An 18260-nucleotide genomic window follows, 5' to 3' on the forward strand; every position below is an offset into this window, starting at 1 on the left:
CAACAATCACTGGTAAGCATCCATTTATTTTAAGTCTCATTTTAGGCACAGATTCTACACACTTTCAGTAATGGTTTATGGTAAGATACCGCCAATTTTGGTAAGTGAATCAGATCGAATGTTATTGCGTGTATATCAGGTACTTCTTTATCTCATCCAGCCATTGATTTGGATACGCTTATTATTGCGTAGCCGTAAAGCCCCTGCGTATCGCAAACGCTGGGGGGAACGCTATGGTTTTTGTGGTGGCAAAGTTGTTCCTAAAGGTATTTTATTACACTCAGTTTCTGTGGGGGAAACCCTTGCGGCAGTACCGTTAGTGCGTGCACTTCGCCATCACTATCCATCACTCCCTATCACTGTGACAACAATGACGCCAACCGGGTCAGAGCGTGTTCAGTCGGCATTTGGTGACGATATTAGTCACGTTTATCTCCCTTATGATTTACCAGGCTCAATGAGCCGTTTCCTTAATCAAGTTGATCCTAAACTGGTGATTATTATGGAAACAGAACTCTGGCCAAATATGATCAACCAATTGCATAAGCGTAATATTCCATTAGTTATCGCGAATGCTCGGTTATCTGAACGCTCTGCTGCGGGTTATCAAAAGCTTGGTAGCTTTGTGAAGCGTATGCTGCAAAATGTCACGATGGTGGCAGCTCAGCATCAAGAAGATGGTGAACGTTTTATTCAATTAGGGTTAAGACGTAAGCAGTTAGAAGTGACGGGAAGCTTAAAATTTGATATTTCCGTTACCCCTGAATTGGCTGTTAAAGCGATTACCTTACGCAGGCAGTGGGCCGCACATCGCCCTGTATGGATTGCGACAAGCACCCATGAAGGTGAAGAAGCCATTGTTTTACAAACTCACCAACAGTTGTTGAAAAAATTTCCCAATTTATTACTCATTTTAGTTCCAAGGCATCCAGAACGTTTCGTAAAAGCGGAAGAGTTGACGCAAAAAGCAGGGCTAAGCTTCATTCGTCGTAGTAGTGGCGTTATCCCATCTCTAGAAACCCAAGTGGTTATTGGCGATACGATGGGGGAATTGATGTTGCTGTACGGAATTGCAGATATTGCTTTCGTTGGCGGGAGCTTAGTTGAAACGGGCGGTCATAATCCACTTGAAGCAGCTGCGCATGCATTACCTGTTTTGATGGGACCACATACCTTTAATTTTAAAGATATTTGTGCGAAATTAACCCAAGCAGATGGGTTGATCACCGTGACGGACAGCGAATCACTGGCTCAAGCCGTCACGAGCCTGCTATCCGATGAAGATTATCGACTGTATTATGGTCGACATGCCGCAGAAGTATTACATGAAAACCAAGGTGCATTGCAGCGTTTACTTAAATTGTTGCAGCCTTATTTACCTCCTAGAGAACAGTAATATTCAGCAAAATATTGATAACTTGAATATTACTATAATGAGTAATAACAATTTCTCTCATTTCTGATTATTTTGTTTAAACTATAGTAAACTACCCAGTCACGTTTTTGCATACTCAGCCGAGCGAGAGGTAGAACTCTACAAGCTTGACGTAAAATAATGCGTATTTCCCTTTAACTTTATTGATAAATTTCGCTGAAAAAAGAATGCCGACAACCAATCAACCAACTTCAAATAAGTATGTGTATCTTTGGATCATTGGCTATGCCATTGCCTGGATCCTTGCGAGTTTCTTTTTTGACCCGACCGTTCCTTACGATACGGTCGAAGCCGTTAACTGGGGAATGAATGGTGAGTGGGGCTCCCCAAAAAATCCGTGGTTTGTCGGTACGATGATGTGGCCTGCCATCCATTTGGGAATTTCTTATAGTTTCTATTGGTATTTAAGCCATTTTATCGGTATTGGATTTGGGTTACTTGGGGTATGGAAACTTGCCTATCGGTTAACAGGGCGCCGTGACCTTGCATGGTTTGCGATGCTGATGATGAATTTATCAGGCGTCATTAATTTCGATATTATTCCTTATAATGATAACTATATTTTAGTGACATTCTGGCCTTGGGTGATTTACTTATTTCTGCGTGCCGTCGAAGATAACCCACTGTGGTGGCTACCTTTTGCTTTAGTGACCGGTCTGGCAACAATGGGGAAATACTCCACGCTTGCTTTAGTCGGCTCCGTTTTCTTACTCACCCTTTTTGTGAAACAAGCGCGCCAAAGCTATCGCCATCCGGTGTTTTATTTAGCGATAGCACTGTGGTTTTCGATGATCTTGCCAAACTTCTTCTGGTTGATGGCGAGTGATTTTTCAGCCTTTAAATGGGTAGATTCGCAAATTGACCCCGGTTTTAACTTACATACCACGGAAGCTGCGTTAAGTGTGTTTTACCCGCTGATTATCGCAGCAATTATCTTATATTGCTGTGGCGGAAAAATCGGTTGGCCGAAAGCCTTATCGAACCGCATGGCAAACTTCATTATTTTATTTCCATTAGCCGTGATTTACGGTTGGTTCTCGTTCCATGATGGTGGGCGAATTACTGAGTGGTTACAGCCATTTATGATGGCCTGTGCGCCTTTATTTGTCGGCTCAATCACTGTAATGCCGAAAAAATCACTGAAAAAACCGTTGATTGGTTTGGCAGTGGTTGGCGTCTTAATGGTATCTGGCTATCTCGTTGTTCAAGCAGGAAATATTCGCGGAGCGGGTCAGAAATTTATTGGCGTGAAAACCTTAATCGCTGAAGGTGAACAACGTTGGTATCAACGTTACGGAACACCAGTCAAATATGTTGGTGGTGAGGATAACCTACATCAATGGTTTATTATCTATGCCCAAGATAGACCGCATGTTATCCAGCCTTGGACGCTAGAAAATCATATGCCGCCGAATGTGTACAATCGTGATATCACTGAAGCAGAAATTCGTGAGCATGGTGCTATTTTATTAGGGCGCAAATATGATGATTGTGCCCACGAAGATTTCGCTAAAGTGCGTAAATTCTGGCCACAATTTACGATCGAAAAAGAAGATGTAATTTATCGCTCTGAACCGGATGCTGAGCCGAAAACCATGTGTTTTGGGTTTATTGCCCCAGAGAAAAAATAAATCTTTTATACAGTGAAAAAATAATTAAGCGGTCAAATGACCGCTTAATTATTATGGGAGATAGGCTTTAGATAATACTCTGAGTGGGCTATAACTCGGTGCACAGTTGTTGGAAGACCACATCAGCTTTAATGCTATCCATTCTATTATCTACGCTTTTTATCTCATTTTGGTCTTTTCCATAACCACCAATTAAACCGGGGTTTGTTGGACCAAACAGCGTAAAATTCGGTTTATCCAGCGCGGCGGTTAAATGGCTTAAACCTGTATCGACAGAAACCACTGCTTTTGCATCCGCAATCTGTTGCGCGACTTGTGCCAGCGTTAATTTTGGTAAAACTTCAACAAAATCAAAATCCTCAGCTAGCCTCATCGCTCGTTGATGCTCATGCTCTGCACCCCAAGGGAGCTTCACTCTCAGCCCAGTTTCCTTCATTAACTGAATCAGTTCGCGCCAATGAGACTCAGGCCAATGCTTATCGTCGCGGGTTGTGGAGTGCAAAAACAGCACATAGGGCGCTTCGGTTTCGTCGGCAGATTGCAAGAAATGGCGAGCAATCGCGTAATCGCCTTGGGTTCTAGGGCAAGTGTACCCGAGGCTTTTAGCAAATAATTGGCGAATACGTTCTACCGCATGTTGCTGTTTACTAATGGAATAACGATGGTCGTAGAAGAAGCTAGCAATCGGCTCGCGGATACTATGGCGGTCATAACCATGTTTAGAACCGAGAGCAAGGCGAGTGACTAGCAACGCACTCTTAAGTAACCCTTGCGCATCAATCACTGCATCGTAGTGGATTTCCTGTAGTTGGTGACGAAATGCCGCACGTTCAGCACGAATTGGCGCAGCAAACCAATTTTTTCGCCAGCGACGGATTGCCACAGGGATGACTTTATTCACCGCACTATGCCATGTAGGGATTTGAGCAAACCCCTCTTCGACGACCCAATCAAATTGAATATTCGGTATTGCTGCCTGCGCATCGGTTAATGCAGGCAGAGAGTGCAAAACATCTCCCATAGATGATGTTTTTACTAATAACACTCTCATTATTTAATACCTATATTTAAACGCGTGAGGGCATCCAGTACCATTTGCGGTTGAATATCAATTAAGCTCTGGTGATAGCCACTTTCGCCGTCACCTTTACGTACTTTGTGGTAACCCGTTATCAGCCGGATCACTTCCGCTTTATCGGACAGTGGTGGGGTAAAGTCAGGGCTGCTTGGGCCATATAGTGCGACTAACGGCTTATCGAGAGCTGCAGCCACATGCATTAAGCCAGAATCATTACTCACTACGGCTTGGCAAGCGTCAATAAGATTAACGGCTTGTTCTAACGACGTTTTTCCTGCGAAATTGAGGCAGTAATGACGAGCGTCGTCAGTCAAACTTTGGCGGATTTCTTCGCCTGCTTCATGGTCTTTTTGAGAGCCAAATAACAGGACTTGGTAGCCTTGCTCGCTGATTAGTTTTTGAGCTAACGCTGCATAGTGATAGTGTGGCCAACGTTTTGCAGGACCAAATTCAGCGCCTGGGCAGAAACCAATAATTGGGCGAGAAAAATCAATATTAAATTGACTAATAGTATCACTAACTTGTTGTTTATCAGTGACTAACCTAGGCCATAGAATTGGGGCGGGAATATCATTGGCAGATTTGATGAGCTGCTTGTCATACGCCAATGCTACGTAGCGTTGCACCATCAGCGGAAATGCTTGTTTATCTAATGGGCGTAAATCATTAAGCAGCCCATAACGCATTTCACCACGCCACCCCGTTCTTTTGGCGATTTTAGCAAAGAACGGCACCAGAGCAGATTTCAAGGAATTAGGTAAAACAATCGCCTGATCGTACCCATTTTCCCGTAAATTGATGCCTAATTGACGACGTTCGCCAATTTCGAGCTTTCCATGGCCTAATGGCATGGAAATCGCTTCAGACACTTCGGGCATTTTCGCCAATAACGGACGGCACCAATCCGGTGCCATCACATCTATCTGAGCATGAGGATGCAGCGCCTTGATCGTACGATAAAGGCTCTGAGACATCATCATATCCCCTACCCATGAGGGGCCAATTACTAATATTTTCATAGGCACTGTTTTCATAAAAGACGATTACGCGTCTTTATTCAGCCATTGCATATATTCGGTCACGCCTTCAGCAACGGTTTTAAACGGTGCGGTGTAACCTGCGGCACGTAATTTAGTCAGATCCGCTTGAGTAAAGCTTTGGTAGCGGCCTTTTAATTTCTCAGGGAATTCAATGTATTCGATAGACACATTTTTATCTTTATGGAATTCAGTGACGGCATCGGCAACGGCTTGGAATGATTCCGCGCGACCTGTACCACAGTTGAAAATGCCAGAAACATTATTTTCCCAGAACCATAAATTCACCGCTGCCACATCGCCAACGTAGATGAAATCACGGCGGAAAGTGTCGCTTCCTTCAAACAGTTTCGGGGTTTGCCCTTCATTAATTTGTTTGTTTAAGTGGTAAGCCACGCTCGCCATGCTGCCTTTATGGTTTTCATTTGGTCCATAAACGTTGAAATAGCGGAAGCCACACACTTGAGACTGAGCTTCAGGCATGATGCTGCGGACATATTGGTCGAATTGGAATTTAGAGTAGCCGTATACGTTCAGTGGTTTTTCAAATTCACGTTCTTCGATGAAATTATCGCTACGTCCGCCGTATGTCGCTGCGGAAGAGGCATACAGGAAAGGAATTTCACGTTCTAAACAGTAATGCAGCAGTTCTTTAGAAAATTGATAGTTATTATCCATCATATACTTACCATCCCACTCAGTGGTGGATGAGCAAGCACCTTCATGGAAAACAGCGTCAATATCGCCAAAATCATCACCCGCAATAACGCTCACGATAAAGTCTTCTTTATCCATGTAATCGGCGATATCGAGGTCAACAAGGTTGGCAAACTTAGTACCATCTTTCAGGTTATCCACCACCAGAATATCGGTGCGACCCATTTCATTCAGGGCTTTAATAATATTGCTGCCAATAAAACCAGCTCCGCCAGTGACTACGATCATCGTGAATACCTCAAGTGGGTTAAGAATAAATAGATACAAAATTGGGGTCTATAATAACACCTCTTTGTGCAGACAACAGTATATCGACCAGATAATTGTCCTAGTTGTCATACCTCTTTAAAGGGCATTATCGTGATCTTGCCTACAAACTTAACTTATTTGCTCACCAGATATCGCTAGTTCTAGTGACTATTATTAAACTCTGTAAACAACTTCTTTACAGGAACAAATCATGTCAGAACAATTTTACCAGCAGATTAAACAACAATTGGTGCAAATAGAAGCTGAAGGCTTGTTTAAACATGAACGCATTATTACGACCTCTCAAGACGCGGATATTGAAATCCAGGGTGGACAGCGCGTTATTAACTTCTGTGCAAATAACTATTTAGGCTTAGCCAATCATCCCGCGCTGATTGAAGCGGCAAAACAGGGTATGGATAGCCATGGCTTTGGTATGGCATCGGTTCGCTTTATTTGCGGTACCCAAGACAGCCATAAAGTTCTTGAAAAGAAAATCGCGGATTTCCTTGGAATGGAAGATGCGATTCTCTATTCCTCTTGTTTTGATGCCAATGGCGGGCTTTTCGAAACGCTACTGGGGCCAGAAGACGCCATTATTTCTGATGCACTAAACCACGCATCCATTATTGACGGTGTTCGCCTGTGTAAAGCCCAGCGCTATCGCTACAGCAATAACAATATGACGGAATTAAAACAGCGCCTTGAAGAAGCGAAAGCTGCGGGTGCGCGTCATATTCTGATTGCGACTGACGGTGTTTTCTCGATGGATGGTGTGATTGCTGACTTGAAAACTGTCTGTGACCTTGCAGATGAATATAACGCATTGATCATGGTAGATGACTCTCATGCTGTTGGTTTTGTTGGTGAAAACGGTCGTGGTAGCCACGAGTATTGTAAAGTGATGGGGCGAGTAGACATTATTACTGGCACACTCGGAAAAGCATTAGGTGGTGCATCGGGTGGTTATACTGCCGCCAAAAAAGAGGTTGTCGAGTGGTTACGTCAACGCTCTCGTCCGTATTTATTCTCTAACTCTTTGGCACCCGCTATTGTTGCTGCGTCCATTAAGGTGATCGATATGATGACCGAAGGGCAAGAGCGCCGTGAGAAATTGTGGGCTAACGCGAAGTTATTTAGAGAAAAAATGTCTGCGGCAGGATTTACATTAGCAGGCGCCGATCACGCCATCATTCCTGTGATGTTGGGTGATGCCAAAATTGCTCAGCAATTTGCTTCAGAACTATTAAAAGAAGGTATTTATGTCACTGGATTTTTCTATCCGGTAGTTCCGCAAGGACAAGCGCGAATTCGCACGCAAATGTCTGCTGCACACAGCGAAGAGGATATTTTACACGCTGTTGATGCATTCACCCGTATTGGCAAAAAGCTTCAACTAATTTAGTTATAAATTTGATTTTCTTATGAAATTAATGCAGTTGTGAAATTAAAGTGGTCATTAAATTAATGTAATCATAAATAAAAGGTCGCCTATGAAAGCACTGTCCAAATTAAAAGCAGAACCAGGTATATGGATGACAGATGTTCCGAAACCGGAACTGGGACACAATGATGTGATGATTAAAATCCGTAAAACCGCTATTTGCGGTACGGATGTTCATATCTACAACTGGGATGAATGGTCGCAAAAAACGATTCCAGTTCCGATGGTGGTGGGTCATGAATATATAGGGGAAATTGTTGAGATTGGGCAGGAAGTTAAAGGGTTTAAAATTGGTGACCGTGTTTCTGGCGAAGGGCATATTACCTGCGGTCATTGCCGTAATTGCCGAGGTGGGCGTACCCACTTATGCCGTAATACCATTGGCGTCGGTGTAAATCGCCCAGGATGTTTTGCTGAGTATTTGGTGATCCCAGCGTTTAACGCCTTTAAAATTCCAGACAATATTCCCGATGAAATTGCAGCAATTTTTGACCCATTTGGTAATGCGGTACATACGGCACTATCGTTTGATTTAGTGGGGGAAGATGTGCTGGTTTCGGGCGCAGGTCCTATTGGTATTATGGCGGCAGCAGTTTGCCGACATGTTGGTGCTCGCCATGTGGTGATCACTGACGTGAATGATTATCGCCTTGAATTAGCGAAAAAAATGGGTGTCTCCCGCGCGGTGAATGTGAGCCGTGAAAATCTTAAAGACGTCATGAATGAACTGGGCATGAAAGAAGGCTTTGATGTGGCGCTAGAAGTTTCAGGGGCGCCCGCTGCTTTCCAAACTATGCTAGATACCATGAATCATGGTGGCAGAATTGCGCTATTAGGTATTCCTCCATCATCGATGGCAACAGACTGGAGCCAAGTTATATTTAAAGGTCTGTTTATCAAGGGAATTTATGGGCGTGAAATGTTTGAAACTTGGTATAAGATGGCGACACTCGTGCAATCAGGCCTCGATTTATCACCAATCATAACTCATGAGTTTTCTATTGATGATTTCCAAAAAGGCTTTGATGTGATGTGCTCAGGGCAGTCAGGAAAAGTGATTTTAAACTGGGATTAATGCAGAATTAGCTTATGAGTTTAAAGGGTTTATTGGCGAAGGCCTTTAAACCCTTTTTTATGTTTAGTCTTACCCGTTATGGTATTTTCTTTTCTGCAATCAGGGGCTGTAGGGTTTTATCTTGATAAATGGCCTCGACCACAAACATGAGTAGCTCAATGCCTTGTAGGCGGGTTGATGGGAGTTCGATATCGCATACACCTAACTCTGCGGGACTGACTGATTTTTCAGGTTGCTCCGCAGCATCGTTGGTCAGTTCTGGCTCCGCAAGAGTTGGTGTAGCATCATCAGAATCTACCGTTGTTTTAGCCGCTTCATGAGGTTTTGCCTCTGATTTGAATGGCATTTTTGTCTCTGGCTTTGTCACTGGCAGAGTTGGATTAACGCCTTCAGGTTGCATTCTGAGCGTTTTACGTGGTTCGCCAGTTGCTGGCTGATAGCCGACCAGTGAACTGACAGGCACAAGCTCAATATCAGAGGGAACCAGTGGAATAAATTTTTGTAAGGCGCGCACGGTTGATGGATGCGGGTGCCCAATAGCCACGGCGCTGCCATGTTTACGCGCGTAAGCAATGGCTTTATTCAACTGTGTACGGGTTTCTTCTTCAGATTGGTGATTATCAATAAAAATATTGCGCTTCGTAGAGGGAACGCCAAATTCTTTAGCAGCATTCAATGCTTGCGTATTACCAATCGTGACGCTATCCAAGAAAAAGAGGTTCGATTGCGACAGCGAGCGCATCACATTGCGCATCCCAGAAAGGCTGGAGGTCATCTCGCTACCCATATGGTTATTCATTCCTTTAGCGTGAGGAACTCGGCTAATGGCATTTTTGATGATGCGGTCAATCTCTTCAGCACTCATCGAGGGTGCCAAAGTGTCTTTTTCGAGAGGTTGTTTACTCAATGGTTTCATGGGCATATGGATTAAAATATCCCGCCCTTGCTGATAGGCGGTTGCCGCGACTTCAGCACCATGAGGTGAGTTAGGTAAAATAGCAATACTGATGGCGGTCGGTAACGCTAGGATTTGATTATCTTCTTTGGCTCGGTAACCGAAATCATCGATGACAATAGCGAGTTTGGCGGCACTCGCCTGAGAGCTGACCATGATAAGGAGCAGGCTAATCAGTAATTTCATCGGCGAGTGTCTTAACATAATTATTTTCCTAACTTTTTATAGCCTAGCATTTTATAGGTAATGTGAAAGGTGGTTGTGCTACCTTCCTAGCCATGGGCGAGGGTTGACGGTTTTACCTTGTCGGCGAATTTCAAAGTAAAGTGCAGGGCGTTCTTGACCGCCACTACTTCCCACTAACGCAATTGGCTGACCTGCGCGGACTTCTTGTCCCACATTTACCAGCGCACTTTGGTTATAGCCATATAGGCTCATATCCCCTTTACCATGCTCAACGACAACAACCAAACCATAACCTTGAAGCCAGTCAGCGAGTAGTACACGACCATCCGCAATAGCCTTAACTTGGGTGCCTTCATTTGCGGCGATCACCATACCTTTCCAACGTAATTCGCTGGAGATCACATCCCCATAATTATGTAGGGTGGAACCGCGTACCGGCCAGATAGCTTGACCAGCAGGACGACCTAAACCGCCTGTTCGAGACATAAGTGATTGCTCACTTTCAGATGGCTTATACGTGGCGCCTTTCTGTTTGGCTTTTCTTTCCTTTTCAGCCACTTGAGCACGAATTCGCGCGGCTTCACGAGCTTCACGCTCAGCGCGTGCTTTGGCTTCGCGTTCTGCTTTAGCAATTTTGTCGCGTAGTCTGGCTTCGTTCTGCTTTAAGACCGCGAGATTTTTTTGATCTTCTTTTAATGAGCTTTCTAATACGGTTAAGGTTTTTTGCCGTGAAGCTTGCGCATTATCGAGCTTTTGTTTTTCTTGCTGCTGGCGTGTGAGCGTTGTTTTCTGCTCAGCTTGCTTTTTTTGCTCTAATTGTTTCTGTTCGTGCAGCTCTTTGGTGGTTTCTTCTAGATCAAGAATATTTTTTTCACGAGCTTGGTTGAGGTAACCATAATACGCAAGAATTCGCTCTTCCCGTTGACCTTCTTCCCCCTTTAAGAGTAGTGATAAACCTTGGTGTTTACCAAGTCGGAATGCAGCATCTAACTGCTCAGCAAGTAGTTTTTCTTGCTCATTTTTTTTCTTTTGCAGCCGACTGATATTGCTAGATAAGGCGGATATTTCTTTATCTAGCTGTTTTAATTGGTTTTGTGTTAGATGCAAATCACGGCTTGCTGCTGAAATACTTTGTTCTTGCTCTTTAAGTTGCTGAAGGAGATTACTTTTTTTAGTTTGCTGTTCTTTAACGCTTTTTTCTTTTTCAGCAATGCTTTTTAGCAGGTCATTTAATTGACCTTTATTTTCGGTGATCTGATTCGCGAGCGCGACGTGAGAAGGCGCCAAAGTGAATAACCCCAAACCAAGCAGGGCGGGGATCATTGCCTGACGAACAAAAAACGTCTTTATTCGATGGGATGTATGGGCCATTGTGATAGATCACCTCAATTAAATGCAATAACTGATTATTTCATCTGCAAGTCGTGCTTTCCAGTGTTCTCTTAAAAATAGTCATAAAAACGCTTAAAAATTAAGAATATTGCTATTATACCATTTGATACTAAGTCAAATCATAGGCGTATTATCACTGAATTTTACTGTATATACTCTATTTAGATGGGAATTAATTTAGCGTCAAAGTCTAGTCGGAGCATGTTTATGTTAAAATGCCTGCGTACAGCTTTGAGAAAAAAATTCTTTTTTCAGTAAAAAGGTGTTAACTCTGCGAGTGTTTTCGCAAAAAAGACATTCTAGTTTGCGCTAACTGGCTGTAATTAGCTCGGCACAAAGGTATACTCTGAACCCTTTGATATTCGTTTTTAACTAACGGGAGTAATTGCCCCCCATGATCCAAGAAATCATGCAATTTGTCGGTCGTAACACGTTTGTTAGTCTGACTTGGATAGTGTTATTTGTTGCCGTGGTCGTGATGACCTTCAGAAGCCTATTCTCTAAAACTAAAGTCATTGCGCGCACTCAAGCGATTACAATGATCAATAAAGAAGAAGCAGTTGTTGTGGACTTACGTACTCGCGAAGAGTTCCGCAAAGGGCATATTATTGATTCTATTAACTTAACACCATCTGAAATTAAAGATAATAATTTGGGTGAGCTGGAAAAACATAAACAGAAATCTGTGATTATGGTTTCTGCAAGTGGAATGGAAGCAACTAAACCTGCTGAACAGCTTGCTCATCATGGCTTTGAAAAAGTCTTTGTCCTGAAAGAAGGGATCGCTGGTTGGGCGGGTGAAAACCTACCACTGGCTCGTGGTAAGAAGTAATTATCCGGCACTGTAAAATGTGCCGGCAACTGAATATATCTCGAAACTCTAATATGGAAGTAAGGTAATTATTATGTCAGAACAAAACAACTCAGAAATGGTATTTCAAATTCAACGTATCTACGCAAAAGACGTTTCATTTGAAGCACCTAATGCACCTCAAATCTTTCAAAAAGAGTGGCAGCCAGAGATCAAATTAGATTTAGATACTTCTTCAACTCAGCTAGCTGAAGGCGTATATGAGGTTGTTCTGCGTGTGACAACTACCGCTACTCTGGGCGAAGAAACTGCATTTCTGTGTGAAGTTCAGCAAGCGGGTGTGTTCTCCATTGATGGTATCGAAGGCACTCAAATGGCACATTGCTTAGGTGCATACTGCCCAAATATCCTGTTCCCATATGCGCGTGAAACTATCACGAACATGGTGGGTCGTGGTACTTTCCCACAATTGAACTTAGCGCCAGTTAACTTTGATGCACTGTTCATGAATTACTTACAGCAGCAACAAGGTGAACAAGCGCAGAACCCTGAAGTTCAATAAGGTCGCTTAATGAATACTGCTTCAATGACAGTGATCGGTGCCGGCTCGTACGGCACCGCTTTAGCCATTACTCTTGCACGTAATGGTCATCAGGTGGTGTTGTGGGGGCATGACCCAGCACACATCCGTAAATTAAACCAAGAACGTAGCAATCAAGCGTTTTTACCTGGTGTTTCTTTCCCTGATAGTTTATCTCTCGAAACGGACTTAAAAAGCGCCGTTGAAGCGAGCCTGAATATCTTGATTGTGGTACCTAGCCATGTATTTGGTGATGTGCTCAAGCAAATCAAACCGTATCTAAAAGCGGGCTCCCGCATTATTTGGGCAACCAAAGGGTTAGAGAGAGATACCGGGCGTTTGTTGCAAGATGTAGCGCGTGAGGTATTAGGAAACGAAATTCCTCTGGCGGTACTTTCTGGCCCCACTTTTGCAAAAGAGCTTGCAGCCGGTCTCCCTACGGCTATTTCAGTCGCTGCATCCGATAGCCAATTTGGTGATGATTTACAAAAATTATTCCATTGTGGCAAAAGTTTCCGCGTCTATAAAAACCCTGACATGATTGGTGTGCAACTTGGTGGCGCAGTGAAAAACGTTATCGCGATTGGCGCTGGGATCTCTGATGGTATGGGCTTCGGCGCAAACGCACGTACGGCATTGATCACACGAGGCTTAGCCGAAATGAGCCGCTTAGGTGTATCACTGGGTGCTGATCCATCCACATTTATGGGTATGGCAGGACTTGGCGACCTAGTGTTAACCTGCACCGACAACCAATCTCGTAACCGCCGTTTCGGCATGATGCTAGGCAATGGTGTCAGTGTGGAAGAGGCGGAAAAAGAGATTGGGCAAGTGGTTGAAGGCTATCGTAATACCAAAGAGGTGAAAGCCCTTGCGGAGCGTGCTGGTGTTGAAATGCCAATCACGGAACAGATTTATCAAATTCTCTACTGCAATAAAAATGTGTTAGAAGCCTCCCAAGCATTGCTCGGGCGTGCAACTAAAGATGAAATTGCAGACATGCCTAAATTACCAAGCTAATAATAATATAGAAGAGAGCCATTATGTCGCGTGAAGAACTGGATAGAATTTGGGGTTACATTAAGGAAGAAGCCAAGGCGCTTGCTGACTGTGAGCCTTTACTTGCCAGTTTTTTTAACGCGACATTACTGAAGCATGACAACCTCGGTAGTGCGCTTAGCTATATGTTGGCGAACAAGTTGAGCTCACCGATTATGCCCGCAATGGAAGTCCGCGAAATTGTGGAAGAAGCATATCGTAATGACGAGCAGATGATTTTTTCTGCGGCGATGGATCTCTCTGCTGTTCGTTTACGAGACCCTGCGGTTGATAAATATTCTACGCCACTGCTGTATTTGAAAGGTTTTCACGCCCTACAAGCCTATCGTATTGGGCATTGGCTATGGGGTGAAGGGCGTAAAGCGTTGGCCGTTTATCTGCAAAACCAAATTTCGGTCTCTTTTGGGGTCGATATCCATCCAGCTGCCCGTATTGGCTGTGGGATCATGCTCGACCACGCGACGGGGATCGTGATTGGTGAGACGGCGATTGTCGAAAATGATGTGTCTATTCTTCAGTCTGTTACGCTAGGCGGTACCGGTAAAACCTGTGGCGACCGTCATCCTAAAGTACGTGAAGGGGTGATGATTGGCGCTGGCGCTAAAATTCTGGGCAATATTGAAATTGGTCGCGGCGCAAAAATCGGCGCTGGCTCTGTAGTGCTGCACCCAGTTCCTCCTCATACCACAGTGGCGGGAGTTCCTGCGCGTATTGTCGGTAAGCCAACAAGCGATAAGCCATCGCTGGAGATGGATCAAAACTTTAATGGTAACGTTGATGGTTTTGAAGGCGGGGATGGGATTTAAATAAAGCTAGTAATGATAGCGACAGGCAATGATGATTAGTGCGGTATTTTCGATTGCATAAACTAGCCTATTAGTTTCATCTATTCTACGAGACCAGAAGCCAGCTAAGTTTTCTTTTAGTGGCTCTGGTTTACCTATACCGCTGAATGGCGTTCTTTTTGTGTCTTCAATGAGTTTATTGATCCGCTTTAATGTCTTTTTATCTTGTCTTTGCCAGTATAGATAATCTTCCCAAGCTTGATCCGTCCATGTTAGAAGTCTACTCATTGATTAGCTTTCTCTCTGAAATCTTACCCGCTTTAAATTGCTCGATGGATTTGTTGAGATGCTCTGCATTTGCAGGAGAGCGCAATAGGTAGATGGTTTCCATTAAACTATTGTAGTATTCCAAGGACATAACTACAGCCGCTTCAGAATCACGGCGGGTTATAATCGTCGTATCCATATCATCAACAACTCTATCAAGCACTGCTTTCAAATTGCTTCTAGCATCACTAAAGGAAATGGTTTTCATTGTATGATACCTATCTTGTACTATTTATTGTACAAGTCTAGCAGCAACTTAAATGATGTTCAAGATTTGTTCTAAATCTAGCAAACGGCATAAGCAAACTAAATTAGTCTTTCAGCAGTGCACCCGGATACCCAAGCTGGCGCCAAGCTTCGAATACCACAACGGCGACCGAGTTAGAAAGATTCATACTGCGGCTTTCAGCCAGCATCGGAATACGAATTTTCTGCTCGATCGGCATATTATCGAGAACATAAGGCGGTAAGCCGCGGGTTTCTGGTCCAAACATCAAATAATCATCTTCCCGATAGCTTACATTGCTGTGGCTTGGCTTACCTTTGGTGGTTAACGCAAACACACGGGCGCCCGTTGGAGACTGATTATTATCAGGATTTAACCCTTCACTTTCTAAGAATGTGTAATAGTCATGATGATGTTTGATATCCGCAAATTCGCTGTAATCTAGCCCTGCACGGCGTAAGCGTTTGTCATCCCAAGTAAAACCGAGGGGATGGATCAGGTGCAGACTAAAGCCTGTATTGGCGCATAAGCGGATGATATTCCCAGTATTTGGTGGGATTTCAGGTTCGAATAAAACAATATGTGGCATAACGTTAACGGCTATTGGTCGGGATGAAAAAGATGATGCAGAGTTTACGCGCAAATTTGGAAAGATGCATTAGTTGTGTCGGTATGAGAGCGAAAGGCGAGGGGTGGCTCGCCATTCTATTAATACTGGTAGACATAATGATAATCGTCAGATTTTTCATCAATGCCATTAAGGATGGTGCCAGTAATTTCGATATTATTTTGTTTGAAATGTTTAAGTGCGCGTTCAATTTCTTTAACGGTATTCACGCTATAATAGGCCACTAAGAGTGATGTGCCGGCATATTTTCCGATAATAGCGGGATCTGTAATCGCAAAAATGGGCGCAGTGTCCAACAAAACCATGTCATATTGATGCTTAACTGAGTCCAATAAATGCTTAAATTGCTCGCTCATAAGCAGTTCTGAAGAGTGCGTGGTGCTTTTTCCTCGACTGATAATATCCAAATTCTCAATAACTTGTTGATGTTTTGAGATGGAATTCCCGCCGTGTTGAGATAAGAATTCTGAAAGCCCAGATTTATTTTCTAACCCAAATGTTTTATGAATATGTCCTTTGCGTAAATCAGTATCAATAAGCAGAATTTTTTTACCTGCATTGGCGAGGACGACAGCCATATTCGCAGTAATAAAACTTTTTCCTACATTTGGGGATGCACTTGTCACCATCACAATATTATTGTCTTGATTCATCACAGAGAAATAGACACTTGTTCTTAATGAACGAATGGATTCTATTGCCATATCTGCTGGATTTTCAATGGATAGGGGCTTTTTACTTTCGCGATACCGTGATTTTTTTTCATCCAACGAGAATGGAACGGTGGCATAAACACGAAGGCCTAGCGCCTCGAGTTCTTCCGTGTTCTTAATTTTATTATTGAGAATCTCTTTTCCGATCACAAAGGCGCAGCCCATCACGAGACCCAATAAAGAGGCCAAAACCATGATTAAGCTTTTCTTGGGAGCGATGGCCATGGGGTAAGACTCCGCAGAGTCAATAATTCGCACATCGGCAGTGATCCCTGAATTCAGCACACTGAGTTCGCGTTGCTTGGTCACCAACTGATTATAAATAGCTTGCTCGGATTCAACATCACGAGTTAAACGAATAATTTGCTGCTGGGTGTTTGGCAGCTGTTGAATATTTTTGCTGGCTTTTTCTTTCTCGAGTAGCAATTTTTGGCGTGTATCAAGTAAGGCTTGATAAGCCGGGTGGCTGCGGGTATATCGTTGTTGAAGCTCCACTTCTTTAAAAGTAAGCTCATTTAACCTTTCTTCTACATGTAATGCACTCTCAAGCGCGGATTTGGCCTCTAGCGTTAGGTCAATAGACTCATTTTGTTTACGAAACGTATTTAACTGATTTTCATAATGGTCGAGCTTATTTTTTATTTTTGGTATGTAGTTATCTAGAAAAATCAACGTGTTGTTTGTAGCTAGCTTCCTATGTTCTCTATTTTGATTAATATAATTTTGAATAACATTATCCAAAATCTCGATATTTTCGCGCTGATTTGTCCCTTTAATTGTTAAGTTAATGATACCAGAGCTTTTACTGGCTTCATTCATACTGAGACGGCGTCGCAAATTTTCGATAGCAGAATAACGATCATTTTTTATTAAGGTCAGTTTTTCCCCACCTTGAGCGGTACATGAATCAATCAATAAGTGAATTTCATCTTGCTTTAAAGGGATGCCAATTTGCCCATGATAAGTTTGGCCCGCAAGTTCTAGCGTATATTGGCAACTATCTAAAAAGGTTAAAGTGGCGGGTTGACCGATTAAATCTGGGGGGAGTTGATACTCTGCAATATGTACAATAACCGCATCACTCAGAAATTTGGAGAATATCTTTGAAGGCAAAATCTGAATATCTAGATTCAAGTCTGACACGGTTTTGCCTAGCACCATTCTGGATTTAATGACTTCAATTTCTGAATCGATTTGCCCGTTATTGCCACCAAAAAGCATTCCATCGTTCATTTTCTCTAATAGCGATGCTTGGTTTATTTTATCGTACTGTAATGTAGCATTCGCTTGGTAAATAGGAGACGCGAGCCAGCAATACACTCCGGCACTTAAAGTGGCGGCAATAGTAAACGCCGCTATCGTTAGCGTGTTAGATTTCAGTGTTTTTAGTATGGCGAGTAAGTCGATTTCATCGGTGTTCGGCACATGCTTTTTTTCTGTATTGTTCATAGAGTTAGTTTTTAAATAAGTTTAAATAGAGTCTAAATCTTTCCTTGCCACGACTCGGCTGCTTTTTCCATAAGCTGATAAACATGCTCAAACATCTCCTGGCTGTGTTTATAAGGATCTGGGATTTCGGTTTTATTCAGCCATTCACCAAATAGCATGACTTTGCCTCGGGTTTGCGGAAATTGCCGATAAAGTTTTTGGGTATGAGTGTTTTCCATTACGAGGATCAAATCTGCCATCTGGCATAAATGCCCGGTCAAACGACGAGAACGATTCTCCTCCAAAGAGAGGTGATGGTTTTTTGCTATATGGCGAGCTTGAGCATCAGCAGGTTGATTTTCCCGCGCAATCAGCCCTGCGGAGTGGATCTTTTTTTGGGGGAAAAGCCCCTGCATTAAACGCTCCGCAGTGGGTGACCGGCAAATGTTCCCCATGCACACGATAAGAATGTTATTGAACATAAGCATTTGATTAAAAATAAAA

Annotated in this window: 18 protein-coding genes; 8 read left to right on the forward strand and 10 right to left on the reverse strand. The window is 43.3% G+C overall.

Annotation, left to right across the window (positions count from 1 at the left end; genetic code table 11):
- The first annotated feature begins 118 nt into the window (after nt 1-118).
- Entirely contained in the window at nt 119-1396 is a 1278-nt protein-coding gene (waaA, locus tag GKR61_RS11455; protein WP_036950750.1) for a lipid IV(A) 3-deoxy-D-manno-octulosonic acid transferase, read from the forward strand.
- A gap of 206 nt (nt 1397-1602) precedes the next feature.
- Nucleotides 1603-3066 (forward strand): ArnT family glycosyltransferase, encoded by a 1464-nt coding sequence (locus tag GKR61_RS11460; RefSeq protein ID WP_036950752.1) that lies wholly within the window; start codon nt 1603-1605, stop codon nt 3064-3066.
- 88 nt (nt 3067-3154) lie between these two features.
- Here GKR61_RS11460 and rfaC read toward each other — a convergent pair whose 3' ends face one another.
- Genes rfaC through rfaD form a run of 3 tightly spaced genes read right to left on the reverse strand, consistent with a single transcriptional unit; the run spans nt 3155 to nt 6126 of the window.
- Nucleotides 3155-4117, reverse strand: coding sequence for a lipopolysaccharide heptosyltransferase RfaC (rfaC, locus tag GKR61_RS11465; RefSeq protein ID WP_154639780.1), 963 nt, complete (start codon nt 4115-4117; stop codon nt 3155-3157).
- Nucleotides 4117-5163, reverse strand: coding sequence for an ADP-heptose--LPS heptosyltransferase RfaF (gene rfaF, locus GKR61_RS11470; RefSeq protein WP_154639781.1), 1047 nt, complete (start codon nt 5161-5163; stop codon nt 4117-4119). Before rfaF ends, rfaC begins: the two co-directional genes overlap by 1 nt.
- A gap of 24 nt (nt 5164-5187) precedes the next feature.
- On the reverse strand, nt 5188-6126 hold the full coding sequence (gene rfaD / locus GKR61_RS11475; protein WP_036950761.1) for an ADP-glyceromanno-heptose 6-epimerase: 939 nt from the start codon (nt 6124-6126) through the stop codon (nt 5188-5190).
- A gap of 232 nt (nt 6127-6358) precedes the next feature.
- Here rfaD and GKR61_RS11480 point away from each other — a divergent pair, with 232 nt between their 5' ends.
- Together GKR61_RS11480 and tdh are read left to right on the forward strand one after the other, a co-directional pair.
- Entirely contained in the window at nt 6359-7552 is a 1194-nt protein-coding gene (locus GKR61_RS11480) for a glycine C-acetyltransferase (RefSeq protein ID WP_154639782.1), read from the forward strand.
- Between the two features lie 88 nt (nt 7553-7640).
- A complete protein-coding gene (gene tdh / locus GKR61_RS11485; protein WP_036950765.1) occupies nt 7641-8666 on the forward strand; it encodes an L-threonine 3-dehydrogenase in 1026 nt (341 codons plus the stop codon).
- Between the two features lie 76 nt (nt 8667-8742).
- Here tdh and GKR61_RS11490 read toward each other — a convergent pair whose 3' ends face one another.
- Both GKR61_RS11490 and envC read right to left on the reverse strand, forming a co-directional pair.
- Nucleotides 8743-9825, reverse strand: a complete 1083-nt coding sequence (locus GKR61_RS11490; protein WP_154639783.1) for a divergent polysaccharide deacetylase family protein — start codon at nt 9823-9825, stop codon at nt 8743-8745.
- A 60-nt stretch (nt 9826-9885) separates the two neighbouring features.
- Nucleotides 9886-11178, reverse strand: a complete 1293-nt coding sequence (gene envC / locus GKR61_RS11495) for a murein hydrolase activator EnvC (protein ID WP_036950769.1) — start codon at nt 11176-11178, stop codon at nt 9886-9888.
- 418 nt (nt 11179-11596) lie between these two features.
- On the opposite strand from envC, the gene GKR61_RS11500 reads away from it, so the two are divergent.
- The 4 genes from GKR61_RS11500 (at nt 11597) to cysE (ending at nt 14455) form a co-directional block, all read left to right on the forward strand.
- Nucleotides 11597-12031 (forward strand): rhodanese-like domain-containing protein, encoded by a 435-nt coding sequence (locus GKR61_RS11500; RefSeq protein ID WP_230085095.1) that lies wholly within the window; start codon nt 11597-11599, stop codon nt 12029-12031.
- A gap of 73 nt (nt 12032-12104) precedes the next feature.
- A complete protein-coding gene (gene secB, locus GKR61_RS11505; protein ID WP_006660561.1) occupies nt 12105-12572 on the forward strand; it encodes a protein-export chaperone SecB in 468 nt (155 codons plus the stop codon).
- Nucleotides 12573-12581: 9 nt separating this feature from the next.
- Nucleotides 12582-13610: an NAD(P)H-dependent glycerol-3-phosphate dehydrogenase gene (gene gpsA, locus GKR61_RS11510; protein ID WP_108479153.1), complete on the forward strand. Its 1029-nt coding sequence runs from the start codon at nt 12582-12584 to the stop codon at nt 13608-13610.
- 23 nt (nt 13611-13633) lie between these two features.
- Nucleotides 13634-14455: a serine O-acetyltransferase gene (gene cysE / locus GKR61_RS11515; RefSeq protein WP_036950776.1), complete on the forward strand. Its 822-nt coding sequence runs from the start codon at nt 13634-13636 to the stop codon at nt 14453-14455.
- Nucleotides 14456-14461: 6 nt separating this feature from the next.
- On the opposite strand, the gene GKR61_RS11520 is transcribed toward cysE, so the two are convergent.
- From GKR61_RS11520 to GKR61_RS11540, 5 genes are all read right to left on the reverse strand, one after another.
- On the reverse strand, nt 14462-14722 hold the full coding sequence (locus tag GKR61_RS11520; protein ID WP_154639784.1) for a Txe/YoeB family addiction module toxin: 261 nt from the start codon (nt 14720-14722) through the stop codon (nt 14462-14464).
- Nucleotides 14715-14969: a type II toxin-antitoxin system Phd/YefM family antitoxin gene (locus GKR61_RS11525; protein ID WP_006663215.1), complete on the reverse strand. Its 255-nt coding sequence runs from the start codon at nt 14967-14969 to the stop codon at nt 14715-14717. The genes GKR61_RS11520 and GKR61_RS11525 overlap by 8 nt, the downstream gene beginning before the upstream one ends.
- Before the next feature lie 103 nt (nt 14970-15072).
- Complete coding sequence (gene trmL, locus GKR61_RS11530; protein ID WP_154639785.1) at nt 15073-15576, reverse strand: tRNA (uridine(34)/cytosine(34)/5-carboxymethylaminomethyluridine(34)-2'-O)-methyltransferase TrmL; 504 nt, start codon at nt 15574-15576, stop codon at nt 15073-15075.
- Nucleotides 15577-15695: 119 nt separating this feature from the next.
- Nucleotides 15696-17777 carry a polysaccharide biosynthesis tyrosine autokinase gene (locus tag GKR61_RS11535; protein WP_154639786.1) on the reverse strand — a complete coding sequence of 694 codons (2082 nt, stop codon included), beginning with the start codon at nt 17775-17777 and terminating at the stop codon, nt 15696-15698.
- Between the two features lie 32 nt (nt 17778-17809).
- Nucleotides 17810-18238 (reverse strand): low molecular weight protein-tyrosine-phosphatase, encoded by a 429-nt coding sequence (locus GKR61_RS11540; protein ID WP_154639807.1) that lies wholly within the window; start codon nt 18236-18238, stop codon nt 17810-17812.
- Between the last annotated feature and the right edge of the window lie 22 nt (nt 18239-18260).

It is taken from the genome of Providencia sp. wls1916, assembly GCF_009706585.1.
Taxonomy (GTDB): domain Bacteria; phylum Pseudomonadota; class Gammaproteobacteria; order Enterobacterales; family Enterobacteriaceae; genus Providencia; species Providencia lanzhouensis.

Excerpts from the sequence above, each read along its gene's own strand:
- waaA (WP_036950750.1), top strand. The coding sequence starts at position 119 with ATGTTATTGCGTGTATATCAGGTACTTCTTTATCTCATCCAGCCATTG.
- GKR61_RS11460 (WP_036950752.1), top strand. The coding sequence starts at position 1,603 with ATGCCGACAACCAATCAACCAACTTCAAATAAGTATGTGTATCTTTGG.
- rfaC (WP_154639780.1), bottom strand. The coding sequence starts at position 4,117 with ATGAGAGTGTTATTAGTAAAAACATCATCTATGGGAGATGTTTTGCAC.
- rfaF (WP_154639781.1), bottom strand. The coding sequence starts at position 5,163 with ATGAAAATATTAGTAATTGGCCCCTCATGGGTAGGGGATATGATGATG.
- rfaD (WP_036950761.1), bottom strand. The coding sequence starts at position 6,126 with ATGATCGTAGTCACTGGCGGAGCTGGTTTTATTGGCAGCAATATTATT.
- GKR61_RS11480 (WP_154639782.1), top strand. The coding sequence starts at position 6,359 with ATGTCAGAACAATTTTACCAGCAGATTAAACAACAATTGGTGCAAATA.
- tdh (WP_036950765.1), top strand. The coding sequence starts at position 7,641 with ATGAAAGCACTGTCCAAATTAAAAGCAGAACCAGGTATATGGATGACA.
- GKR61_RS11490 (WP_154639783.1), bottom strand. The coding sequence starts at position 9,825 with ATGTTAAGACACTCGCCGATGAAATTACTGATTAGCCTGCTCCTTATC.
- envC (WP_036950769.1), bottom strand. The coding sequence starts at position 11,178 with ATGGCCCATACATCCCATCGAATAAAGACGTTTTTTGTTCGTCAGGCA.
- secB (WP_006660561.1), top strand. The coding sequence starts at position 12,105 with ATGTCAGAACAAAACAACTCAGAAATGGTATTTCAAATTCAACGTATC.
- gpsA (WP_108479153.1), top strand. The coding sequence starts at position 12,582 with ATGAATACTGCTTCAATGACAGTGATCGGTGCCGGCTCGTACGGCACC.
- cysE (WP_036950776.1), top strand. The coding sequence starts at position 13,634 with ATGTCGCGTGAAGAACTGGATAGAATTTGGGGTTACATTAAGGAAGAA.
- GKR61_RS11520 (WP_154639784.1), bottom strand. The coding sequence starts at position 14,722 with ATGAGTAGACTTCTAACATGGACGGATCAAGCTTGGGAAGATTATCTA.
- GKR61_RS11525 (WP_006663215.1), bottom strand. The coding sequence starts at position 14,969 with ATGAAAACCATTTCCTTTAGTGATGCTAGAAGCAATTTGAAAGCAGTG.
- trmL (WP_154639785.1), bottom strand. The coding sequence starts at position 15,576 with ATGCCACATATTGTTTTATTCGAACCTGAAATCCCACCAAATACTGGG.
- GKR61_RS11535 (WP_154639786.1), bottom strand. The coding sequence starts at position 17,777 with ATGAACAATACAGAAAAAAAGCATGTGCCGAACACCGATGAAATCGAC.
- GKR61_RS11540 (WP_154639807.1), bottom strand. The coding sequence starts at position 18,238 with ATGTTCAATAACATTCTTATCGTGTGCATGGGGAACATTTGCCGGTCA.